The sequence below is a fragment of the Streptomyces sp. NPDC031418 genome (assembly GCF_055581605.1).
Genome location: NZ_JBVIJC010000009.1, coordinates 93,218 through 109,605, shown reverse-complemented (window position 1 = coordinate 109,605; position 16,388 = coordinate 93,218). Strand labels below are relative to the sequence as shown.

Genomic DNA, 16,388 nt, shown 5'->3' with positions numbered 1-16,388 from the left:
TGGAAAGGCCCGGTTGCTGGCGACGGGGGATGCACCAGCAACCGGGCTACTGGAACGGTAACAAGAGATCGCCCGTTCGCAAATTCCTGCCGGGGCATTCGGCCATCGAATTCGCCCTCAAGGAGGGGAGTTGTGACAGGAGTCACCCGTTCCGCCGCCCGGGGCCGGGGCTGACCGACCGGTCAGCCGCGACCCCGCCGCGTGGCCCGTCAGCTGAGCGTGACCTGCCGGTTGGTCAGTCCGCCGCGCGCCCGGCGCTCGTCCGCGGTGAGCGGTTCCGTCACCGCGAGGGCGGCGGCGAGCCGCTCGGCGAACTCGGCGGCCGGCTTCTCCACATCGTCGGCACCGACCCCGCTCGGCAGGTCCCACACCGGCACGGTGAGGCCGTGAGCACGGAAGGAGCCCACGAGCCGGGTCCCCTCGCCGAGGCCGGAGCGGCCCGCCGCGTGCAGCCGCGCGAGAGCGTCCAGAAGCTGCTCCTCCGGGTGCGGCATGACCCAGCGCAGGTGGTTCTTCTCCGGGGTCTCGCACCAGTAGGCGGCGTCCACGCCGGACAGCTTCGCCGTCGGGATGGCGGCGGAGTTGGCACGCTCCAGCGAGGCGGCCACCTCCGGGGCGGCGTTCTCCGCGTCCGGCACCCAGAACTCGAAGCCGCTGTGCACGACCGGCTCCAACGGGGCCTCGAGGTCCAGCAGGTCCTGGAGCCGTGGACCGTCGGCCGGGGCGCGGCGGCCCTGCACCGGGGTGCCGGGCTGCGCCACGAGCGCCCGCTGGAGGGTGTCGGCGAGGTCGCGGCTGATGTCGCCGGACGCCGTGTCGTTCTGGAGGCCGATCAGGACCGAGCCGTCGTCGCGGCGCAGCGCGGGCCAGGCCATCGGCAGCACCGTGGCGAGCGTGACCGACGGGACGTCCTCGGGCAGGCCCTCCTTGAGGGTCAGTCCGGCCGTCGCCGCCGGGACCAGCTCGCGCAGCGCGACCCAGTCGCACTCGCCCGGCAGTCCCTCGAACGGGCGGTGCACCAGCTCGGTCGCGGCCTGGGCCGCCGCCCGGCCGTGGCACGCCTTGTAGCGCCGGCCGCTGCCGCACGGGCAGGGCTCGCGGGCACCGACGACCGGGATCTCACCGTCCGTGAGCTGCGGACGCTGGGCCTTCGTCTGGGGTCGCTTCTTGGCCATCGTGGGTGTCTCCCGGTTACGGCTCAACTCGTACGGGCGCGAGCCTAGCCGCTGCGGCCATGACCGACGGGAACCTGTGGACAACCCACGGGCGTTCGAGGCCGGTGGTGTGAACTTGTGGACGGCGCGGACGGCTCCGGCGCCGTGCCGTAGCGGTCTGCGGCACCGGTCTTCTGTGGCGGTCTGCCGTAGTGGTCAGTCGAGGTCGTCGAAAGCCGCGGCGAAGTCCAGTCCGGTCAGATCCGGCAATGTGTGTTCGGCCAGGTCCGGCAGCGCGGGCGCGGTGACGCGCGTAGCGAAACCGTCACGGCGGCACCGGGCGTCGGGATCGTGGACGTCCGCGTGGACCACCACCCAGACCGTCACCTCGCCCTGGATGTCGTCGCGTACACCCCAGTCGTCGGCGAGGGCCGTGATGATGTTCAGTCCGCGGCCGCCGTGCGCGGTCACCGAAGGGGTGGCCGGCGCCGGGCGGGTCGGGCCGCCGCCGTCCGTGACCTCCACGATGAGCCGGCCCCGGGCGTCCACCCGCCAGGCGGCGAGGACCGCGCCGTCCCCGGCCGGTGCGTCGTTCAGCGGGCGCCCGTGTTTGCAGGCATTGCTGAGCAGTTCCGAAAGGATCAGTACGGCATCGTCGATGACCGATTCCGCGACGCCGCCGTTGCGCAGCTGCGCGCGCATCCGATGCCGCGCCTTCCCCACGCCCGCAGGGCCATGGGGTACGGCCATGCTCGACGACGTGGGCACCTCCTGTGCGACCACCAACGCCACCCCCGAGACCTCCTTTGCCCCACGCCACGGTGTGGATGCCCCATTGGCCTGTACCGGAAACCGGCCAATCCTCTTCCGGTGACGCATTCGAAACGGCCGTACACGGAGCGAACGCGCCGGAGCACTCCCTGTGACAGGAACTCTGTTTCTGGTCTCGTCTGACGGGATTTCAGTGGCTGGATTTCGACGGCTATGGCCGAGACCGGAGAATTCAGGACACGCACAGCCGGGTCAAGGGGCGTGCACAGCTCTTTACCGGTCTCTTTACGTCACACCCCGCCGCGCGGGGTGCGCGGTCAGCGGCCCAGCCGGTCCAGCACCGCGCGCGGGCGGTTGGTGATGATGGCCTCGATGCCCAGCTCGACGCAGAGGTCGACGTCCTCGGGCTCGTTCACGGTCCAGACGTGTACCTGGTGGCCGTTGCGCTTCAGCCGCTCCACATAGGCGGGGTACTTGCGCACGATGCGGATCGAGGGGCCGGCGATCCGTACGCCCGCCGGAAGGCGTCCGTCGCGCAGTCGCGGCGAGAGGAACTGCACCAGATAGACCGTCGGGAGGGTCGGCGCGGCGGCACGCACGCGATGCAGCGAGCGCGCCGAGAAGCTCATGATCCGCACCGGGGACTCGGCGGCGCTGGCCGGCGCATCCAGGCCGAACCGCTTCAGCAGCGTCAGCAGCCGCTCCTCCACCTGGCCCGCCCAGCGGGTGGGGTGCTTGGTCTCGATCGCCAGCTCCACCCGGCGCCCGGCGTCGGAGACCAGCTCCAGCAGCCGCTCCAGGGTGAGGACGGAGGTCTCGGCCGGGTCCTCCGGCGGATGCTCCCAGTCGGGCTCCTCGTCCCGGCCGCGCCAGGCCTCCCGGGTCTTCCAGGAGCCGAAGTCCAGGGCGGCGAGATCGGCCAGCTCCAGCGCCGAGACGGCGCCGCGGCCGTTGGAGGTGCGGTTCACCCGCCGGTCGTGCACACAGACCAGATGGCCGTCCGCGGTCAGCCGGACGTCGCACTCGAGGGCGTCGGCGCCGTCCTCGATCGCCTTCTTGTAGGCGGCCAGGGTGTGTTCGGGGGCGTCCTCCGAGGCCCCGCGGTGGGCGACGACCTGGGGGGAGCGCTGTGGTGCTTCGGTCACCGCGTCATGGTGCCACCGTCGCCGGGTACGTGTGGCGGCGAGGACGCGACCGTGGGGCGAACGGGGATGTACGCCCTGCCGTTTTATGTAACTTTTGCGGTAAAGATCCCATATAAAGAGAGGTCCCGGACCCACAGGCACCGCTTATGGTGCTCTGACGGCCCGTGGGAAAAGCTGACTGCATACAAGAAGACAGACCATGCGCAGCCGCATCCGAGTGTGACCGAGCGCGACCGAGGAAAACAGCCGTGGATCGAGGAGAAGAGCTGTGAGCACCGAGAACGAGGGCAACGAGGTACCCGCGGCCCCGTCCGCACCTCCCGTGCCGGTGGCCTCTCCCCACACCTCCCCGCAGGGCGCCGCGCCATCCGCCCCGGAGGCCCCCGCCCCCGGCGGCCCCGAGGGGAACGCGCCGACGGCGCCGCTTCCGCCGGTGCCGGCCGAGGCACCCACCGCGCCGCCCCAGCCGAGCGCGCCGCCGGCCGCCGCCGCGGAGTCCGCCGCGCAGCAGACGCGGGCGCAGGCCCCGATGCCGACCGCCGAGGCGCCTTCCGGACCGTCCGGCGCCCCGCATGCGTCCGGACCGGCCCCCGACGGCTCCTGGCCGCCGCCTGCCCCGCCCGCCGGTCCGGGCTACAGCGGTGCCGCAGGCTTCGGCAGCGGCGGGTACGGCGGCGGTGAGGGCGGCGCCGGCGGCATGGGTCCCGGTGGGACGGGTCCGGGTGGCATGGGTCCCGGTGGCGCCGGTCCCGGCGGCTGGGGCGCGACGTACGAGCCGCCCGCCCCCAAGCCGCGCAGCGGCCGTGGCGGACTGGTCGCCGCGGTGCTGGTGGCGGCGCTGGTCGCCGGCGGCCTGGGCGGCGGTATCGGCTACACCCTGGCCCGGAACCACGACGACCACGGCTCCACCACCATCTCCTCCTCCGACAGCAGCGCCACCCAGGTCAAGCGGGCCCCCGGCACCGTCGCCAACGTGGCCGCCCGGGCACTGCCCAGCACGGTCACCATCGAGGCCGAGGGCAGCAACGGCGAGGGCGGCACCGGCACGGGCTTCGTCTTCGACACCCAGGGCCACATCGTCACCAACAACCACGTGGTGGCGGACGCGCTCAACGGCGGCAAGCTGACCGCGACGTTCCCGAACGGCAGGAAGTACGACGCCGAGGTCGTCGGGCACGCCCAGGGGTACGACGTGGCGGTCGTCAAGCTCAAGAACCCCCCGTCCGACCTCAAGCCGCTGGCCCTCGGCGACTCCGACAAGGTGGCGGTCGGCGACGAGACCATCGCGATCGGCGCCCCCTTCGGCCTGTCCAACACGGTGACGACGGGCATCATCAGCGCCAAGAACCGCCCGGTGGCCTCCAGCGACGGCAGCGCCACGAGCAAGGCCTCCTACATGAGCGCGCTCCAGACGGACGCGTCCATCAACCCGGGCAACTCCGGCGGGCCCCTGCTGGACGCCTCGGGCGCGGTGATCGGCATCAACTCCGCGATCCAGTCCACCAGCGGCGGCGGCCTCGGCGGCTCGGGCCAGTCCGGCTCGATCGGCCTGGGCTTCGCCATCCCGATCAACCAGGCCAAGTACGTCGCCCAGCAGCTGATCAAGACCGGTGTGCCGGTGTACGCCAAGATCGGCGCCTCCGTCTCCCTGGAGGATTCGACCGACGGCGCGAAGATCACCGACCAGGGCACCTCCGGTTCCGCCGCGGTGGAGCCGGGCGGCCCGGCGGCCCAGGCCGGCCTGAAGCCCGGCGACGTGATCACCAAGCTGGACGACTCGGTGATCGACAGCGGCCCGACCCTGATCGGCGAGATCTGGACCCACAAGCCCGGCGACAGGGTCACGATCACCTACAAGCGGGGCGGCCAGGAGCACACGGCGGTGGTGACGCTGGGCTCCCGCAAGGGCGACAACTGACGCTCGCACAGCCCGGCCTCGCCCGCCGCCGCCCGCGCGGGGCCGGTACGCTATACCCGCTCCGCCCCGGTGGGCGGCGCGGGGAGGCGTGCCCGAGCGGCCGAAGGGAACGGTCTTGAAAACCGTCGTGGCAGCGATGTCACCGTGGGTTCAAATCCCACCGCCTCCGCAGAGGTCATAGAAGCGCAGTTCACAAGGGGTGTCCCTCGATGAGGGGCGCCCCTTCTGCATGGGGTCCGTCTCACCTTGATCCGGCCCTGTCGCCTTGTGGATCAGTGTGTGTGGACCAGGCGTGGACCAGATCGGGCACTCTTCTGTTCCTCGGTCAAGGCGGCCCGCCTTCGGCGGGCCGCGCGCGCTGGCGGCCACGGGCCGCCGCCGCTCCTGTCTCCGCCCCGCTCCGGCGGCCCCCACCCGCTCAGCGCGCAGCATCGCCGAAGCGGTCGACCGGACCAGAAAGCACCCCGAGCGCTCCGAGCACCAGGACCAGGGCGACGCACTCCCAGCTGGGCCATGCCTCCCAAGTGCTCGCCACTTCAAAGCCGTATGGGCCGCCAAGCCGTAGTCCAGGACGTGTTGCTCCGCCGTGTCGGCAGCGGCCAGGCAGGGTCGTGGCGCGGCCCGTGACGCATGGACGAAGCGTGGCTGAGGTCGGCACGGGGTTGCTGGAAACACACGTGACGGGTGCTCGATCGGCGCACCCGCCGTCGTGGCTGACTTTCCCGGGCTCAGGTCAGGACCCCTCTCAAATCGACAACAAGAAGCCGGGGTTGCACCCGAGTTCGAGCACGCCAACCACCCCGGTACCATCGGCACCGGGGTCCTGATCAGGGCTTCCGCGACCGGATCACCCGGAATGCTGTCCAGGCTGAGGGGTGGTCCGGTCTTTCTTGTTACTGGTCCTCGCTGTGAGATGCGCCGTCGGGCAGCGTCGGCACTGCCGGGTTCAGCTCAGAGCCTTGCCGACCTCGTAGATCGTTGGCCTGTCCTCGGGAGCGTGGCTGAGCATGGCCTCGATCAGCTCGCCCAGTTCCCCCGGCATCCGGACGGATCGACGCTTGCCGGCTGCTACGGCCCTTCGCTGGACGGGGCGCGGTGCGTCGTCCGGGTACTCGACTGCCCGCCAGCCCGTGGCTGAGAGGAGCAGTGAGGCACCGAGCGCGTAGACATCCGCTTCCTGCGTGGGCTCAGCCTCTCCGGTCGCCAGCACGCTACGCGCGATCTCCGGCGCTTCGTAGTGGACCAGGCAGCCGCGGAACGGGAAGTCGTGACCCTCGGGAACATGCCGGCCGTGCGCGAGCGCCAGGTCGATGAGGTGGGTCCGCTCCGGCCCGATGATGAAGTGCGCGGGCTGCACGTCGCCGTGCGCCCAGCCCTGGGAGTGCAGTTCGGCCAGCGCTTCCACGCAGCCGAGAGCCACACCGGTGTGCGGCAGGATGCGCGAGTCGGGCTTTCGGCAGGGCTCCCACAGCTGGTACAGGTCCGGCCCCTCGCGCCACGGCTGGAAGTTCCAGGTACCGCCTTCCCACTCGCCGTACGCGAAGTCATGGAAGCCGAGCCGGTGCAGTACGGCGCCTTCGCGCGCGGGGGCGAGCGCAGTCCATGGCTGCGCCGGCCACTCGGCCGTCGCCTTGATGGGATAGCCGACCTTCACGGCGTAGTGGCCCCGATGACTCTCGACCTCCCAGACCATGGAACCCCGGCGGTTGAGAACCAGGCGCTGAGCCGTGGGCATGAGGGCATCGAGCACGACGATCGGCAGTTCAGGGGGTGTCCCGAACAACGTCTGTTCTCCTTCCGGGCGACGCGGCCGACCCCGTAGGGAGGCCAGCCGCGCCGCTGCTGTCGTCGCTATGCCTGACCGTACGGTCGGCCGCAGTCCGCGTCGCACTGCGCGAGGTTCGCGCCGTCCACGGTCCAGAGGTCGTCGAAGACCATGAACCCGGCCGCCTTCATCGCGTGCGCGGACGCGGCGACCGCCTTCGGGTCACGGGGACCGCCGCCCGGCTTGGGGTTGTGGTGGAGGAAGCGGCCGGCGAACCGCTCGCACAGGTCGGCGTAGTCCTTGGTGTGGAGGATGAGGGCGTGGAGACCGAGGTCCACGTCCTCCGAGGGGACCATGGGAACGGTCGCCGTCGCTGCGGTGACCAGGAAGGCCACCGCCTGGTCCGCGATCCGCTCGGCGCGCTCGCGCGGCTGTCCGTTGTGGACGACCACGAAGTGCGCCAGGCTGTCGAACAGTTCCTCACCAGCCAGGGAGCGACCGGTCCTCTGGTCATTGGCCGTTGCTGTCATGCGAGTACTCCTTGAGTGTCGCTGTGCTCTGGCACGTGCACCCGCATCGGTTGCCGAGGTGTCGACCCCGGACCACCGCGGGGCTTGGAAGGCCGCCTCCGAACGGAGGGAGTGGCATCCCGCTCGGGGGCGGCCGGTCTACTGGCTGGTACCGAGGGCAATACCGATCACCAGGCCACAGGACCCGCTGATCATGATGATGAAGAGGACTCCCGCGTACCGGCCGATGGCGCGCATCACAGGCCGTCCCGGCTGTTGCCGTTCTTGATGGCGAGGCGGGCGCTCAGTTCCTCCCGCGCCGTCGGCGCCACCACATCGCTCGGCAGGGCATCCCACTCGGTGCCGCCGCCGATGGGCCTTATCTGCACCCGGGCGCCGACCTCGTCCATGACGACGCCAATCCGTCCACTGGCGGTGTCCTTCGCCAGTTCGCCGATGCCTGGTCTGGTCTGCTGGTTGCTCGCCATGGGCACGAGCATCCTGCCGCTCGTCAGGACACCGGAACCTCCGACAAACCCCACTTTGGGACGTCCCGCGTCGGGTAGAACGTCCCTAGTGCCGTCCCCGGGTGTTGGGAGAGATTGGGATGCCGAACGAGAGGCTACGTGCTGCCATGGCGGCCGGCGGTTGGACGTACACCGCCCTCGCGGACAAGGTCGAAGTCGATCCCAAGTCCGTCGAACGATGGGTGAATCTGGGCCGTACGCCGCGCCGCGCCACGGCCATGCTGGCAGCGGAAACGCTAGGAGAAGATGTGCACGCTCTTTGGCCTGCCCTTCGGCAGGCGCGTCCTGCCCGCGCCGTCAGTCCGGAACTTGTGGCGCTCTACGACCAGCGGGCCGACATCCCCGTGTCCGCATTCGTGGACATGCTGACGCAGGCCCGCGAGCACATCGACGTCTTGGTGTATGCCGCAGTCTTCCTGCACGAGGCGTACCCGCGTCTCAATGACCTGTTGCGAGAGCGAGCTGCCGACGGGTGCGCAGTCCGCATCGCGGTCGGCGACCCCGACAGTACGAATGTTCAGCAGCGCGGCAAGGAAGAGAAGTTCGGACACGGAATCGAGTCCCGTTGCCGACTCGCGCTCATGCACTATCGCCCTCTTGCCGGGGTACCGGGCATCGAGGTGCGGACCCATGCCACCACGCTCTACAACTCGATCTACCGTGCGGATGACCAGGCGCTGGTCAATGCCCATGTGTGGGGTGTGAACGCCTACGGTGCTCCCGTGTGGCACCTTCGGCGCAACGGAGCCGGCGGCATGTTCGACACCTACGCCCACAGCTTCGACGCTGTGTGGGAGACCGCGACGCCGGTAAGCGAAGAAGGGTGACCATGGCACGGACCGAGTACTACGACGACCCCGAGGCACCGCAGCCGAACAGCATGGTGGTCGCCGCGTCCGCCGTGGTCACCGACGACGAGGGGCGCGTGCTCCTTCAGCGGCGCCGGGACAACGATCTCTGGGCGCTCCCCGGTGGCGGCATGGAGATGACCGACTCACTGCCGGGGACGGCCGTCCGCGAGGTGAAGGAGGAGACGGGCCTGGACGTGGAGATCACCGGGCTCGTGGGCACCTACACCGACCCTCGCCACATCATCGCCTACTCGGACGGCGAGGTGCGCAGACAGTTCAACGTCTGCTTCACCGCCCGCGTGGTCGGCGGCCGGCTCGCGATCTCGGACGAGTCCACGGAACTGCGGTTCGTCCAGCCGGAGGAAATTGATCAACTGCCGATGCACCATACGCAGCGGCTCCGGATCCGTCACTTCGTGGAGCACCGGGAGCAGCCCTACCTCGGCTGATCTTCCAGCTTGCTGCCCCTGCTTCAGATCGGCTTTGCGTAGGCGCTCCCAGCCATTGGCTCTGGTCCAAATCAGGCGGGCGATGGGCTGTTCGCACAGTGAGCTGTTGACAGCAACGGACCATGACCTCAACTTCTTGGTTTCACAACACATCGCCTCGCCCAACTTCCTTATTCAATTATTTCAGCCTCAACGGCTGGGGGCTTTAGCACTCCAATTGCGATCACGGACTGCCGGGCGTAAGAAGGATGCGAGGGGATAGACCGGACTCAGCCAGCCTCGCGGTCGGTTGAGGCAACTAGCTGCGCTTCACGTCGAGTGATGTGCCGACGCTTTATGTAGCGTAACTCACATAGATATCAAAAACATGCGGGCAAGGGGTGTATTCACGTGCCTGCATCTGGCCCCTGGCAATGGCTCCTTGTTGGCACGCTCCTCGTTCTCGGAATGCTCTTTGCTGCGGACGCTTGGAGGCTGGCAGTCCATCAGACAGAAAAGGGCTCAAAGATCGGGGTTCTATCTGCTATTGGTGGAGGTCTTATCACGGGCTTGTCGGTGGGACTTGCAACGCTCATGTTGCAGGCTTCGTTCGATGCCTCGACGAGGTACGCGACATGGAGAGCAGATGTTGAGGCCGCCGAAAGCATCCCGGGATTTTCACCGGGTAATCGCGACATTCGAGGAATCAACTTTAGTGGGAAGTCCCTGTTTGACGCCGACTTCACCAATGCGGACCTTCGCGGCTCCCAATTGAGGGACACTAAGCTCTACGGCGCGCTGTTCGACAGGGCGCATATGGGCGGAGCCAACCTGGTAGGAGCAGACATGGAGGCGTCGAGTTTCGACCACACCGATTTGAGGGGAGCGCTACTGCAGAGCGCTAATCTAACTCACGCGAAGATGGTCGAAACTCCGCAAGAACTCGCCGGAGCGCAGGTGAATGCCCGCACATGCTGGCCCAAAGGAATTTCGCTACAAATGCTCAAAGAAGTAAAAGTGCGAAATTTCACAAACAAAGAAGGTGTTGTGATTACTGCCCAGCAGGATAAAAGGGAGGACGGGATCGCAGGCGGGGAGGTTGCTCCTCATTGCCATTTGATGGAACGGTGAGATCGCACAGTTATTTCTGGCCTGCGCCCTAGCGGTCTGGCGTACTCGCCGGGGGGCGGCAAGCCCCCGCTCCAGCGAGCGGGCAGTGCGGAAATCCCCGGCGCAATAAGCCAACGCATTCGGCCACTCCGGCGCCCCCGCCTTCTCGGTTCCTGCGGAGGACCACAGTGCCGTTTCCGCGAGTGCCCAATCCAAAGCGCATCCCCCCAATACCCGCCGAGGGTACGTCGAGGATGACTACGGTAACTGGGTGTACAGGGTGTGGGAGTGCTGATAGGCCGCTAGCCAGGGGGCCCCGGCTCTCCTGGCTAACAACGGCTAACACAATGAGGTGGATCGGCGTTGATGGCCGTTTCTGGAGCTGGAGTTGAGCGTTCGGTCCGGTGTGGGGACATCGCCGTGGATCGTGTCGGATGAACTGTGGGATCGCCTGGAGCCGCTGCTGCCGCAGCGCGAACGGCGCTTCCGGTACCCGGGCCGCAAGGCCTTACCGGACCGGGAGTGCTGTGCGGGATCCTGTATGTGCTCCACACCGGCATCCAGTGGGAGTACCTCCCGAAGGAGCTGGGCTTCGGCTCGGGCATGACCTGCTGGCGACGCTTGCGGGTCTGGAACGAGGCTGGCGTCTGGCAACGACTGCACGAGGTCCTGCTGGCCGAACTGAACGCAGCCTCTCGGCTGGACTGGTCCCGCTGCGTGGTCGACTCCTCCCACGTCAGGGCCCTAAAAGGGGGAGCCACACGGGCCCCTCGCCGGTCGACCGAGGCCGGGCCGGCTCGAAGCACCACCTGATCACCGACGGGCACGGCACCCCGCTCGCCGTCCTGCTGACCGGTGGCAACCGCAACGACGTCACCCAGCTCCTGCCCCTGCTCGACGCGATCCCGCCCGTCCGCGGCCGTATCGGACGGCCCCGCCGCAAACCCGACTCGCTCTTCGCCGACCGCGGCTACGACCACGACATCTACCGCGAGCAGGTCCGCGACCGCGGCATCGTGCCGGCCATCGCCCGCCGCGGAACACGACACGGCACCGGACTGGGCACCTACCGGTGGGTAATCGAGCGGAGTTTCGCGTGGCTGCACGGCTTCCGGCGCCTGAGGATCCGCTGGGAACGCCGAGCCGACATCCACGAAGCGTTCCTCAAACTCGCCTGCTGCCTGATCACCCACCGACAACTCAGCTCATTGTGTTAGCCGTTGTTAGGCAGTTTCGTTTGGATCAGCGGGCGGACCAGAGGAAGATGCCGGTGATGTGGAGTGCGCCCAGGTGGATGGTCGCCGTCTTCTCGTAGCGGGTCGCGATGCTACGCCACTGATTGAGGCGGTTGATGCACCGCTCGACGGTGTTCCATTGTCCGCTGCCGGAGCTGTGCGGGTCGGCGAGAGGGAGTGTCAGTAGGGCCATTCCGGGGCCTTGTAGACGGCCTCTCCAGCGACATAGGTGGCGAGCACCTTCACCTCTCTGAGGTCTTCTGCGGACGTGTTCTCGTCAAGCTTCTTGTTGAGGACCACGAAATCAGCGGCATGGCCCGAGACCAGGCTGCGGTCACCCCATCCGCCGGCCTGGGCAGAACCCGTTGTATAGGCGTCGAGGGCGTCCGTAAAGGACAGCTTCTCTTTCTCCGGCTCAAGGGGAGGAAGGTCGGGATCCTCCGGCGATTTCCGTGTCATGGCGACATAGATGCCCCCGAGCGGATCCACATTCCCTTTCGGCCACTTCTGCGTCCCGGACATGGAGCTGACCGGCCAGTCGGATCCCCCAGCCAGAATCGCACCTTTCTGCCGCAGGCTATTGAAGCGGTACATTCTCTTTGCTCGCACCGGTCCGAGTGCCTTGACGTTGTACTGCTCCATCTGTTGCCCTCCGCAGGCCCAGGACGGCTGAATGCTGGCGAACGCGATGCCTGCGAAACGTGCGAGATCGTTATCGGTGACGAGCTGCAGGTGTGCTATCTGGTGATGGGACGCCAATGTCCCCTTGACGGCGGTGAGCACTTTGAGAGCTTGTTCGACCGCCGCGTCGCCTATCGCGTGGAAATGGGTGGAGAGACCCATTTTGGCGAGGCCTCCGACAATTTCCCGGAGGGACTCTTCCTTATAGTGGAGCGTCCCACAATCCCCTGGCACCTGAGTTTTCATGGCGTACGGTTCCAGCAGTGCCGCAGTCCAGTTCTCCACGATCCCGTCAAGATATATCTTGACCGAGTCCGCAATGATGTGAGTCGAGTCCTGCAGACCATTTCTGGCCGCACACAGGTCGGCGATCTGATCCTTGACCGGCCGCTCGTCGAACGGATTCCAGAAGAAGGCGCACGTGGCCCGGCCCTTCAATGTCCCGTTGGCGAGTGCTGTGCGGTAGGTGTCGGCCTGGCCGCCAGGCGTGTAGACGATCCCCGCGTCCTGCCAGCCCGTGATACCGCGACGGAACAGCACCTCGTTCTGGGCATAGGTGAATACCCTCTGGACCAGCTTCTCATCGGGCACGGGGGATGGGCAGGAGTCCTTCACGTAGTTGGTGGCCCACTCGTGCAGGGTCCCGCTGGGGCGCCCGGAACTGTCCCGCTCGATCCATCCACCGATGACGTCGCGGTCGCTCTCGGGGAGAGCCGCCTTGTCCAGCGCGATGCTGTTCAGCCAAGCGGCGTGACCGTCGCGAAGACCGAGGAACGCCGGCCTGTCCGGCACCCACCTGTCCAGTATCTCGCGCGTCGGCCATCTCCTACCACTCTGCGGGTCGAAGAAGGCTTCCACGGCCCAGCCACTTCCAGCCACCCAGTCGTTCTCGGCTTGCCTGCTCGTATCCCTGTGGGTCACCGCCCATTTCTTGATGAGAGTTTCGTATTCGGCAGGTTCGACCGTCCCGCGGAGATCACATTCACCGCCGACCTCCGCCCAACCGCCTCCCATGAGGTGCAGGTGTGAGTCGTGGAAGCCCGGAATGATCGTGTAACCCTTCAGGTTGAGCCAGTCGCTTTCTCCAGGGCCACTCCACAGGGCGCAGGAAACTATCTTTCCGTTGCTCACCTGGAGAATTCCGCTTCCGTACCACCCGGTTCGCTCCGCATTATTGGGGTTCCTGCTCGACCCGGTGTAAATCGCTGCGTTTACGAACGTCGTAGCCTCGCCATTGCTCATATCGAACCCCTCGCCTGGCGGCGTAGTGAGCCTGTTCCCCGTGGCCGAGACGGTTCCTTTCTCGGCGGCACTCTTCTTCCAGCTTAAAAGATGAACCCGAATGGACCAACAAGGCGGAGGGGAATCACCCGAACGACGTAGCAGAGCAGGCACTCCAAGGAGGTGAACGCTATTATACGCGTCTATTGTCAAGCCAGTTCTCGGGCTTCCGTGAGAGGATGGCTGCCGCTGCAAGCTGAAATACTGGACACGCCTTACAGCACGCCGAGCAGGGCGTTGTCCTCCCACTGGTCGACGACCGCGAGGTAGCCGGCGAGGACCTTGGAGTGGGGGCCCATCCGCCTTGCTTGCCGATGACGATCTGGTCGTGGCCCTTCAGGCGGGAGGCGGTGGCGAGGCTGCGGCGGGGGGCTATGGCCGGTGAAGGGGGTCTCGATCCCGGCCCTCTCGCCGGCGCGGGTGACGATGTCGCCGATGGACTCGGGCGTCAGGCCGCCCCCCAGGACGGTGTGCCAGAGGTCGTGCAGGCGGCGCCAGACGTAGCCGTCCGGGTCGGTGAGGCCGGCGGCCTCCTTCCACGCCTGCCACGCGCGGACCGGGCAGATCGAGGGCCGGGAGCTGTGGGGGACGGGACGACGCGGGGGCGGACCTTGGACACACGCAGATCGGCTGGATGCCGCTGGGGGTTTCTGCGTGTGTAAGGACGTCCGATCGGATCTGCGTCATGGGGATCACGGCGGGTGTGAATGTGCAGGTCAGTTGGGGGCCTAGCCGGTGGCACCGTCCGGAGCCGACGGCAACCCTGACGGCAACGACGGCACACGGACACCGTTGATCACGATCGTCAGCGATCAGTCGGGAGTAAGGCGCAGCCCCCGCCCCACGGCCTGCCCGATCCTACGGATCAGAAGGTGCAGCGCTGTCCAGGCTCCGCCACCACGGGCGGTGGACCTAGGGAGGACGGATTCGGCCGGCGCGGCAGTAGGCTTCTGCGGTGTCGGGCAAGAACTGCGGGCGATCCAAGGGTCGCCCCTGATGGATCTTGGGCCGGGTCCGAGCCAGTGGACCCCGCGTGGACCACAGCCCCCGCGCGAGGTCCTTGGCCGATATGCCATACCTGTTCCGTTCCTGGTGAACGAGGTGGAAGGCGGCGTGCCCGAGCGGCCGAAGGGAACGGTCTTGAAAACCGTCGTGGCAGCGATGTCACCGTGGGTTCAAATCCCACCGCCTCCGCAGAGGTCATAGAAGCGCAGCTCAGAAGGGGCGCCCCGGCATCAGGGGCGCCCCTTTCTGCGTTCAGCTCCGCTCACTAGCGGGAGTGGATCAAGGCCGGTGTCCCGTCATCCGGGCCGCCGAGGCGATTGTTGCGCGGGCTTCCTGTTCGGAGAGGCCCGTGCGGCGGGCGGCTTCTGTGAGGGGGGTGGCCAGGGTGGGGCCGAGGCCGTTTTCGTAGGCGCGGCAGGCTGCCCAGAAGAGGCGGGTGTTGCGCTGGCCCTCGTGTGCGGAGAGGACGAAGGCGATCAGGCCGTGGCCCTGGCCGTACGCATGGCCGGCGCCGCCGGAGGCGGGGTGCGGTGGGGGCAGGAGGAGCCGGAGCAGGGAGGGCGGGCAGGGCGCCGGGGGCAGTCGCCCGGTGCCGGGGGCGGTGGCGTAGACGCCGTGGTCGGTGCGGGAGCCGGGGCCGACCAGATAGCCGCCGGCGCCGCGGATGTCGATGCCGGGGGCGAGCCGGCCGGCCGAGTTGGGGACGACGGTGTCGGCCGGGCCGGTGAGCCACAGATGGCGGCCGCCGCTCGGGGTGAGGACGACGACCGTCTCCGGGATCGTGAAGAGGTGCCGCAGGGCCAGCTCGCGCAGGGCGGCCGAGGAGTCGGTGCCGGACTTGGTGTCCAGGTCGACGCCGATCAGGTGGTACGGCGGGAGTCCGCAGGCGATGCCGTAGCCGGTGGCCCAGGGGGCGGCGGCGAACATCTCGCGGATCCGGGCGGGGTCGGTGGAGGCGTCGTACACCCCGTGGCCGAAGCGGCCGCAGGCACCGTGGCAGGGCGGTGCCGCGGGGACGGGGTCGTGGCGGTGCGGGGAGCGCAGGGCCGGGAGCTTCGTCCGGGACAGGGGGATGACGGCCAGGCCGTGCTCGGCGGCGGACAGGGCGTGGGCGAGGGCCAGCGTCGTGGCCTGCCGGTCGGTGGTGGCCATGGATCGATGGTCGTACATGCGTTCGAAAAAGGGAAGGGCGGCCGGCGGGGACACGCCAGGGGCGGGGGGAATGGCCGGAATGACGCAGGAACGGTTCCCCTCTTGTCGTGCTTGCGGGGTGAACATCCCCGTCGAGCCGGAGTACGGCGGGAAGTGCCCAAAAATGGCGATACAGGTTTATCGACTTGTCCTCACGCTTGCGTGCGAATAGCGGCTTCCATGGTGGTTCGCCGGGGATTCGGTGGGCAATTCTGAGAGCGCGACGTCGTCCACGAAGTCGAGGCGGTCGGCCAACTGCCTTGACGCAAGCCGTAGTTCGTGTACTGAGGCCCTCGGGTCCGCCGAGTGTCTGGTTCTGGGAGGAACAAACATGGCAAGCATCCGCACCGCCCGCGTTCTCGCCGCCGTCTCCGCTCTTCCGCTCGCTGCCGCTCTCTTCGCCGGGGTCGCGACGGCGGACAACGGCGCCATCGCGGGCGACGGATCGAACGCGGGGGTGGCGAGTGTCGTCGGCAGCGGGGTCGGCCACGACAACAACGGCAACTCGTCGACCACGCAGCAGAACGCGGTCGGCTCCGGCGCCTCGAACCAGAGCAACACCGCGCAGGTCAACGGCTCCGTCTGGTCCGCCATCCAGCAGGGCAACGAGAACGTCGCCGTCCACTTCGTCCAGCTGTGGTGACCGCCGGGCGGGGCCCCTCCCGGTGAGGGTTCCCGTGGGGTGTGCTTCGGGGTCGTCTCACGTCCGCGGGGGGGGGGGGGGGGGGGGGGGGGGGGGGGGGTGTGGGGGGGGGGGGGGGGGGCCCCCCTCCTCTGCGCACTCTCAGCACCCCCACGCAGGGAGGGGGGGAGGGCG

The 16,388-nt window shown here is 68.1% G+C and carries 14 protein-coding genes, 2 tRNA genes and 1 pseudogene; 8 read left to right on the top strand and 9 right to left on the bottom strand.

Annotated features, from left to right (window positions below):
* Positions 1-209 precede the first annotated feature (209 nt).
* The 3 genes from ACZ5CZ_RS14925 to ACZ5CZ_RS14915 form a co-directional block, all read right to left on the bottom strand.
* Positions 210-1,175, bottom strand: a complete 966-nt coding sequence (locus ACZ5CZ_RS14925) for a DUF5926 family protein (protein ID WP_385841469.1) — start codon at positions 1,173-1,175, stop codon at positions 210-212.
* Between the two features lie 195 nt (positions 1,176-1,370).
* The gene (locus ACZ5CZ_RS14920) at positions 1,371-2,033 is read right to left on the bottom strand and encodes an ATP-binding protein (protein WP_385841467.1); all 663 of its coding nucleotides are present in this window, start codon (positions 2,031-2,033) and stop codon (positions 1,371-1,373) included.
* A gap of 209 nt (positions 2,034-2,242) precedes the next feature.
* Positions 2,243-3,070, bottom strand: a complete 828-nt coding sequence (locus tag ACZ5CZ_RS14915; RefSeq protein ID WP_468942795.1) for a glycerophosphodiester phosphodiesterase — start codon at positions 3,068-3,070, stop codon at positions 2,243-2,245.
* Positions 3,071-3,338: 268 nt separating this feature from the next.
* On the opposite strand from ACZ5CZ_RS14915, the gene ACZ5CZ_RS14910 reads away from it, so the two are divergent.
* Together ACZ5CZ_RS14910 and ACZ5CZ_RS14905 are read left to right on the top strand one after the other, a co-directional pair.
* Positions 3,339-4,988, top strand: coding sequence for a S1C family serine protease (locus tag ACZ5CZ_RS14910; protein WP_385841465.1), 1,650 nt, complete (start codon positions 3,339-3,341; stop codon positions 4,986-4,988).
* Between the two features lie 82 nt (positions 4,989-5,070).
* A tRNA-Ser gene (locus ACZ5CZ_RS14905) sits at positions 5,071-5,157 on the top strand.
* A gap of 777 nt (positions 5,158-5,934) precedes the next feature.
* Here ACZ5CZ_RS14905 and ACZ5CZ_RS14900 read toward each other — a convergent pair.
* The 3 genes from ACZ5CZ_RS14900 to ACZ5CZ_RS14890 all read right to left on the bottom strand — a co-directional run bounded on the left by ACZ5CZ_RS14900 (position 5,935) and on the right by ACZ5CZ_RS14890 (position 7,750).
* Complete coding sequence (locus ACZ5CZ_RS14900) at positions 5,935-6,771, bottom strand: protein kinase family protein (protein WP_385841464.1); 837 nt, start codon at positions 6,769-6,771, stop codon at positions 5,935-5,937.
* 68 nt (positions 6,772-6,839) lie between these two features.
* Positions 6,840-7,283 carry a glycine-rich domain-containing protein gene (locus ACZ5CZ_RS14895; protein ID WP_385841462.1) on the bottom strand — a complete coding sequence of 148 codons (444 nt, stop codon included), beginning with the start codon at positions 7,281-7,283 and terminating at the stop codon, positions 6,840-6,842.
* A 236-nt stretch (positions 7,284-7,519) separates the two neighbouring features.
* Positions 7,520-7,750 carry a hypothetical protein gene (locus tag ACZ5CZ_RS14890; protein WP_385841461.1) on the bottom strand — a complete coding sequence of 77 codons (231 nt, stop codon included), beginning with the start codon at positions 7,748-7,750 and terminating at the stop codon, positions 7,520-7,522.
* Between the two features lie 119 nt (positions 7,751-7,869).
* On the opposite strand from ACZ5CZ_RS14890, the gene ACZ5CZ_RS14885 reads away from it, so the two are divergent.
* From ACZ5CZ_RS14885 to ACZ5CZ_RS14870, 4 genes and pseudogenes are all read left to right on the top strand, one after another.
* On the top strand, positions 7,870-8,616 hold the full coding sequence (locus ACZ5CZ_RS14885) for an XRE family transcriptional regulator (protein ID WP_385841460.1): 747 nt from the start codon (positions 7,870-7,872) through the stop codon (positions 8,614-8,616).
* A 2-nt stretch (positions 8,617-8,618) separates the two neighbouring features.
* Positions 8,619-9,089 carry an NUDIX domain-containing protein gene (locus tag ACZ5CZ_RS14880; protein WP_385841458.1) on the top strand — a complete coding sequence of 157 codons (471 nt, stop codon included), beginning with the start codon at positions 8,619-8,621 and terminating at the stop codon, positions 9,087-9,089.
* A gap of 390 nt (positions 9,090-9,479) precedes the next feature.
* The gene (locus ACZ5CZ_RS14875; protein ID WP_385841457.1) at positions 9,480-10,199 is read left to right on the top strand and encodes a pentapeptide repeat-containing protein; all 720 of its coding nucleotides are present in this window, start codon (positions 9,480-9,482) and stop codon (positions 10,197-10,199) included.
* Between the two features lie 385 nt (positions 10,200-10,584).
* Positions 10,585-11,395 (top strand): annotated as a pseudogene (locus ACZ5CZ_RS14870) (IS5 family transposase).
* 25 nt (positions 11,396-11,420) lie between these two features.
* On the opposite strand, the gene ACZ5CZ_RS14865 reads toward ACZ5CZ_RS14870, so the two are convergent.
* Positions 11,421-11,606, bottom strand: coding sequence for a hypothetical protein (locus ACZ5CZ_RS14865; RefSeq protein WP_385841456.1), 186 nt, complete (start codon positions 11,604-11,606; stop codon positions 11,421-11,423).
* Positions 11,594-13,336 (bottom strand): amidohydrolase, encoded by a 1,743-nt coding sequence (locus ACZ5CZ_RS14860; protein WP_385841454.1) that lies wholly within the window; start codon positions 13,334-13,336, stop codon positions 11,594-11,596. The genes ACZ5CZ_RS14865 and ACZ5CZ_RS14860 overlap by 13 nt, the downstream gene beginning before the upstream one ends.
* A gap of 1,146 nt (positions 13,337-14,482) precedes the next feature.
* Here ACZ5CZ_RS14860 and ACZ5CZ_RS14855 point away from each other — a divergent pair.
* A tRNA-Ser gene (locus tag ACZ5CZ_RS14855) sits at positions 14,483-14,569 on the top strand.
* A gap of 90 nt (positions 14,570-14,659) precedes the next feature.
* Here the strand turns inward: ACZ5CZ_RS14855 and ACZ5CZ_RS14850 are convergent.
* Entirely contained in the window at positions 14,660-15,532 is an 873-nt protein-coding gene (locus ACZ5CZ_RS14850; protein WP_468942788.1) for a bifunctional DNA primase/polymerase, read from the bottom strand.
* A 370-nt stretch (positions 15,533-15,902) separates the two neighbouring features.
* Here ACZ5CZ_RS14850 and ACZ5CZ_RS14845 point away from each other — a divergent pair, with 370 nt between their 5' ends.
* The gene (locus ACZ5CZ_RS14845) at positions 15,903-16,214 is read left to right on the top strand and encodes a hypothetical protein (protein WP_385841452.1); all 312 of its coding nucleotides are present in this window, start codon (positions 15,903-15,905) and stop codon (positions 16,212-16,214) included.
* The last annotated feature ends 174 nt before the right edge of the window (positions 16,215-16,388 follow it).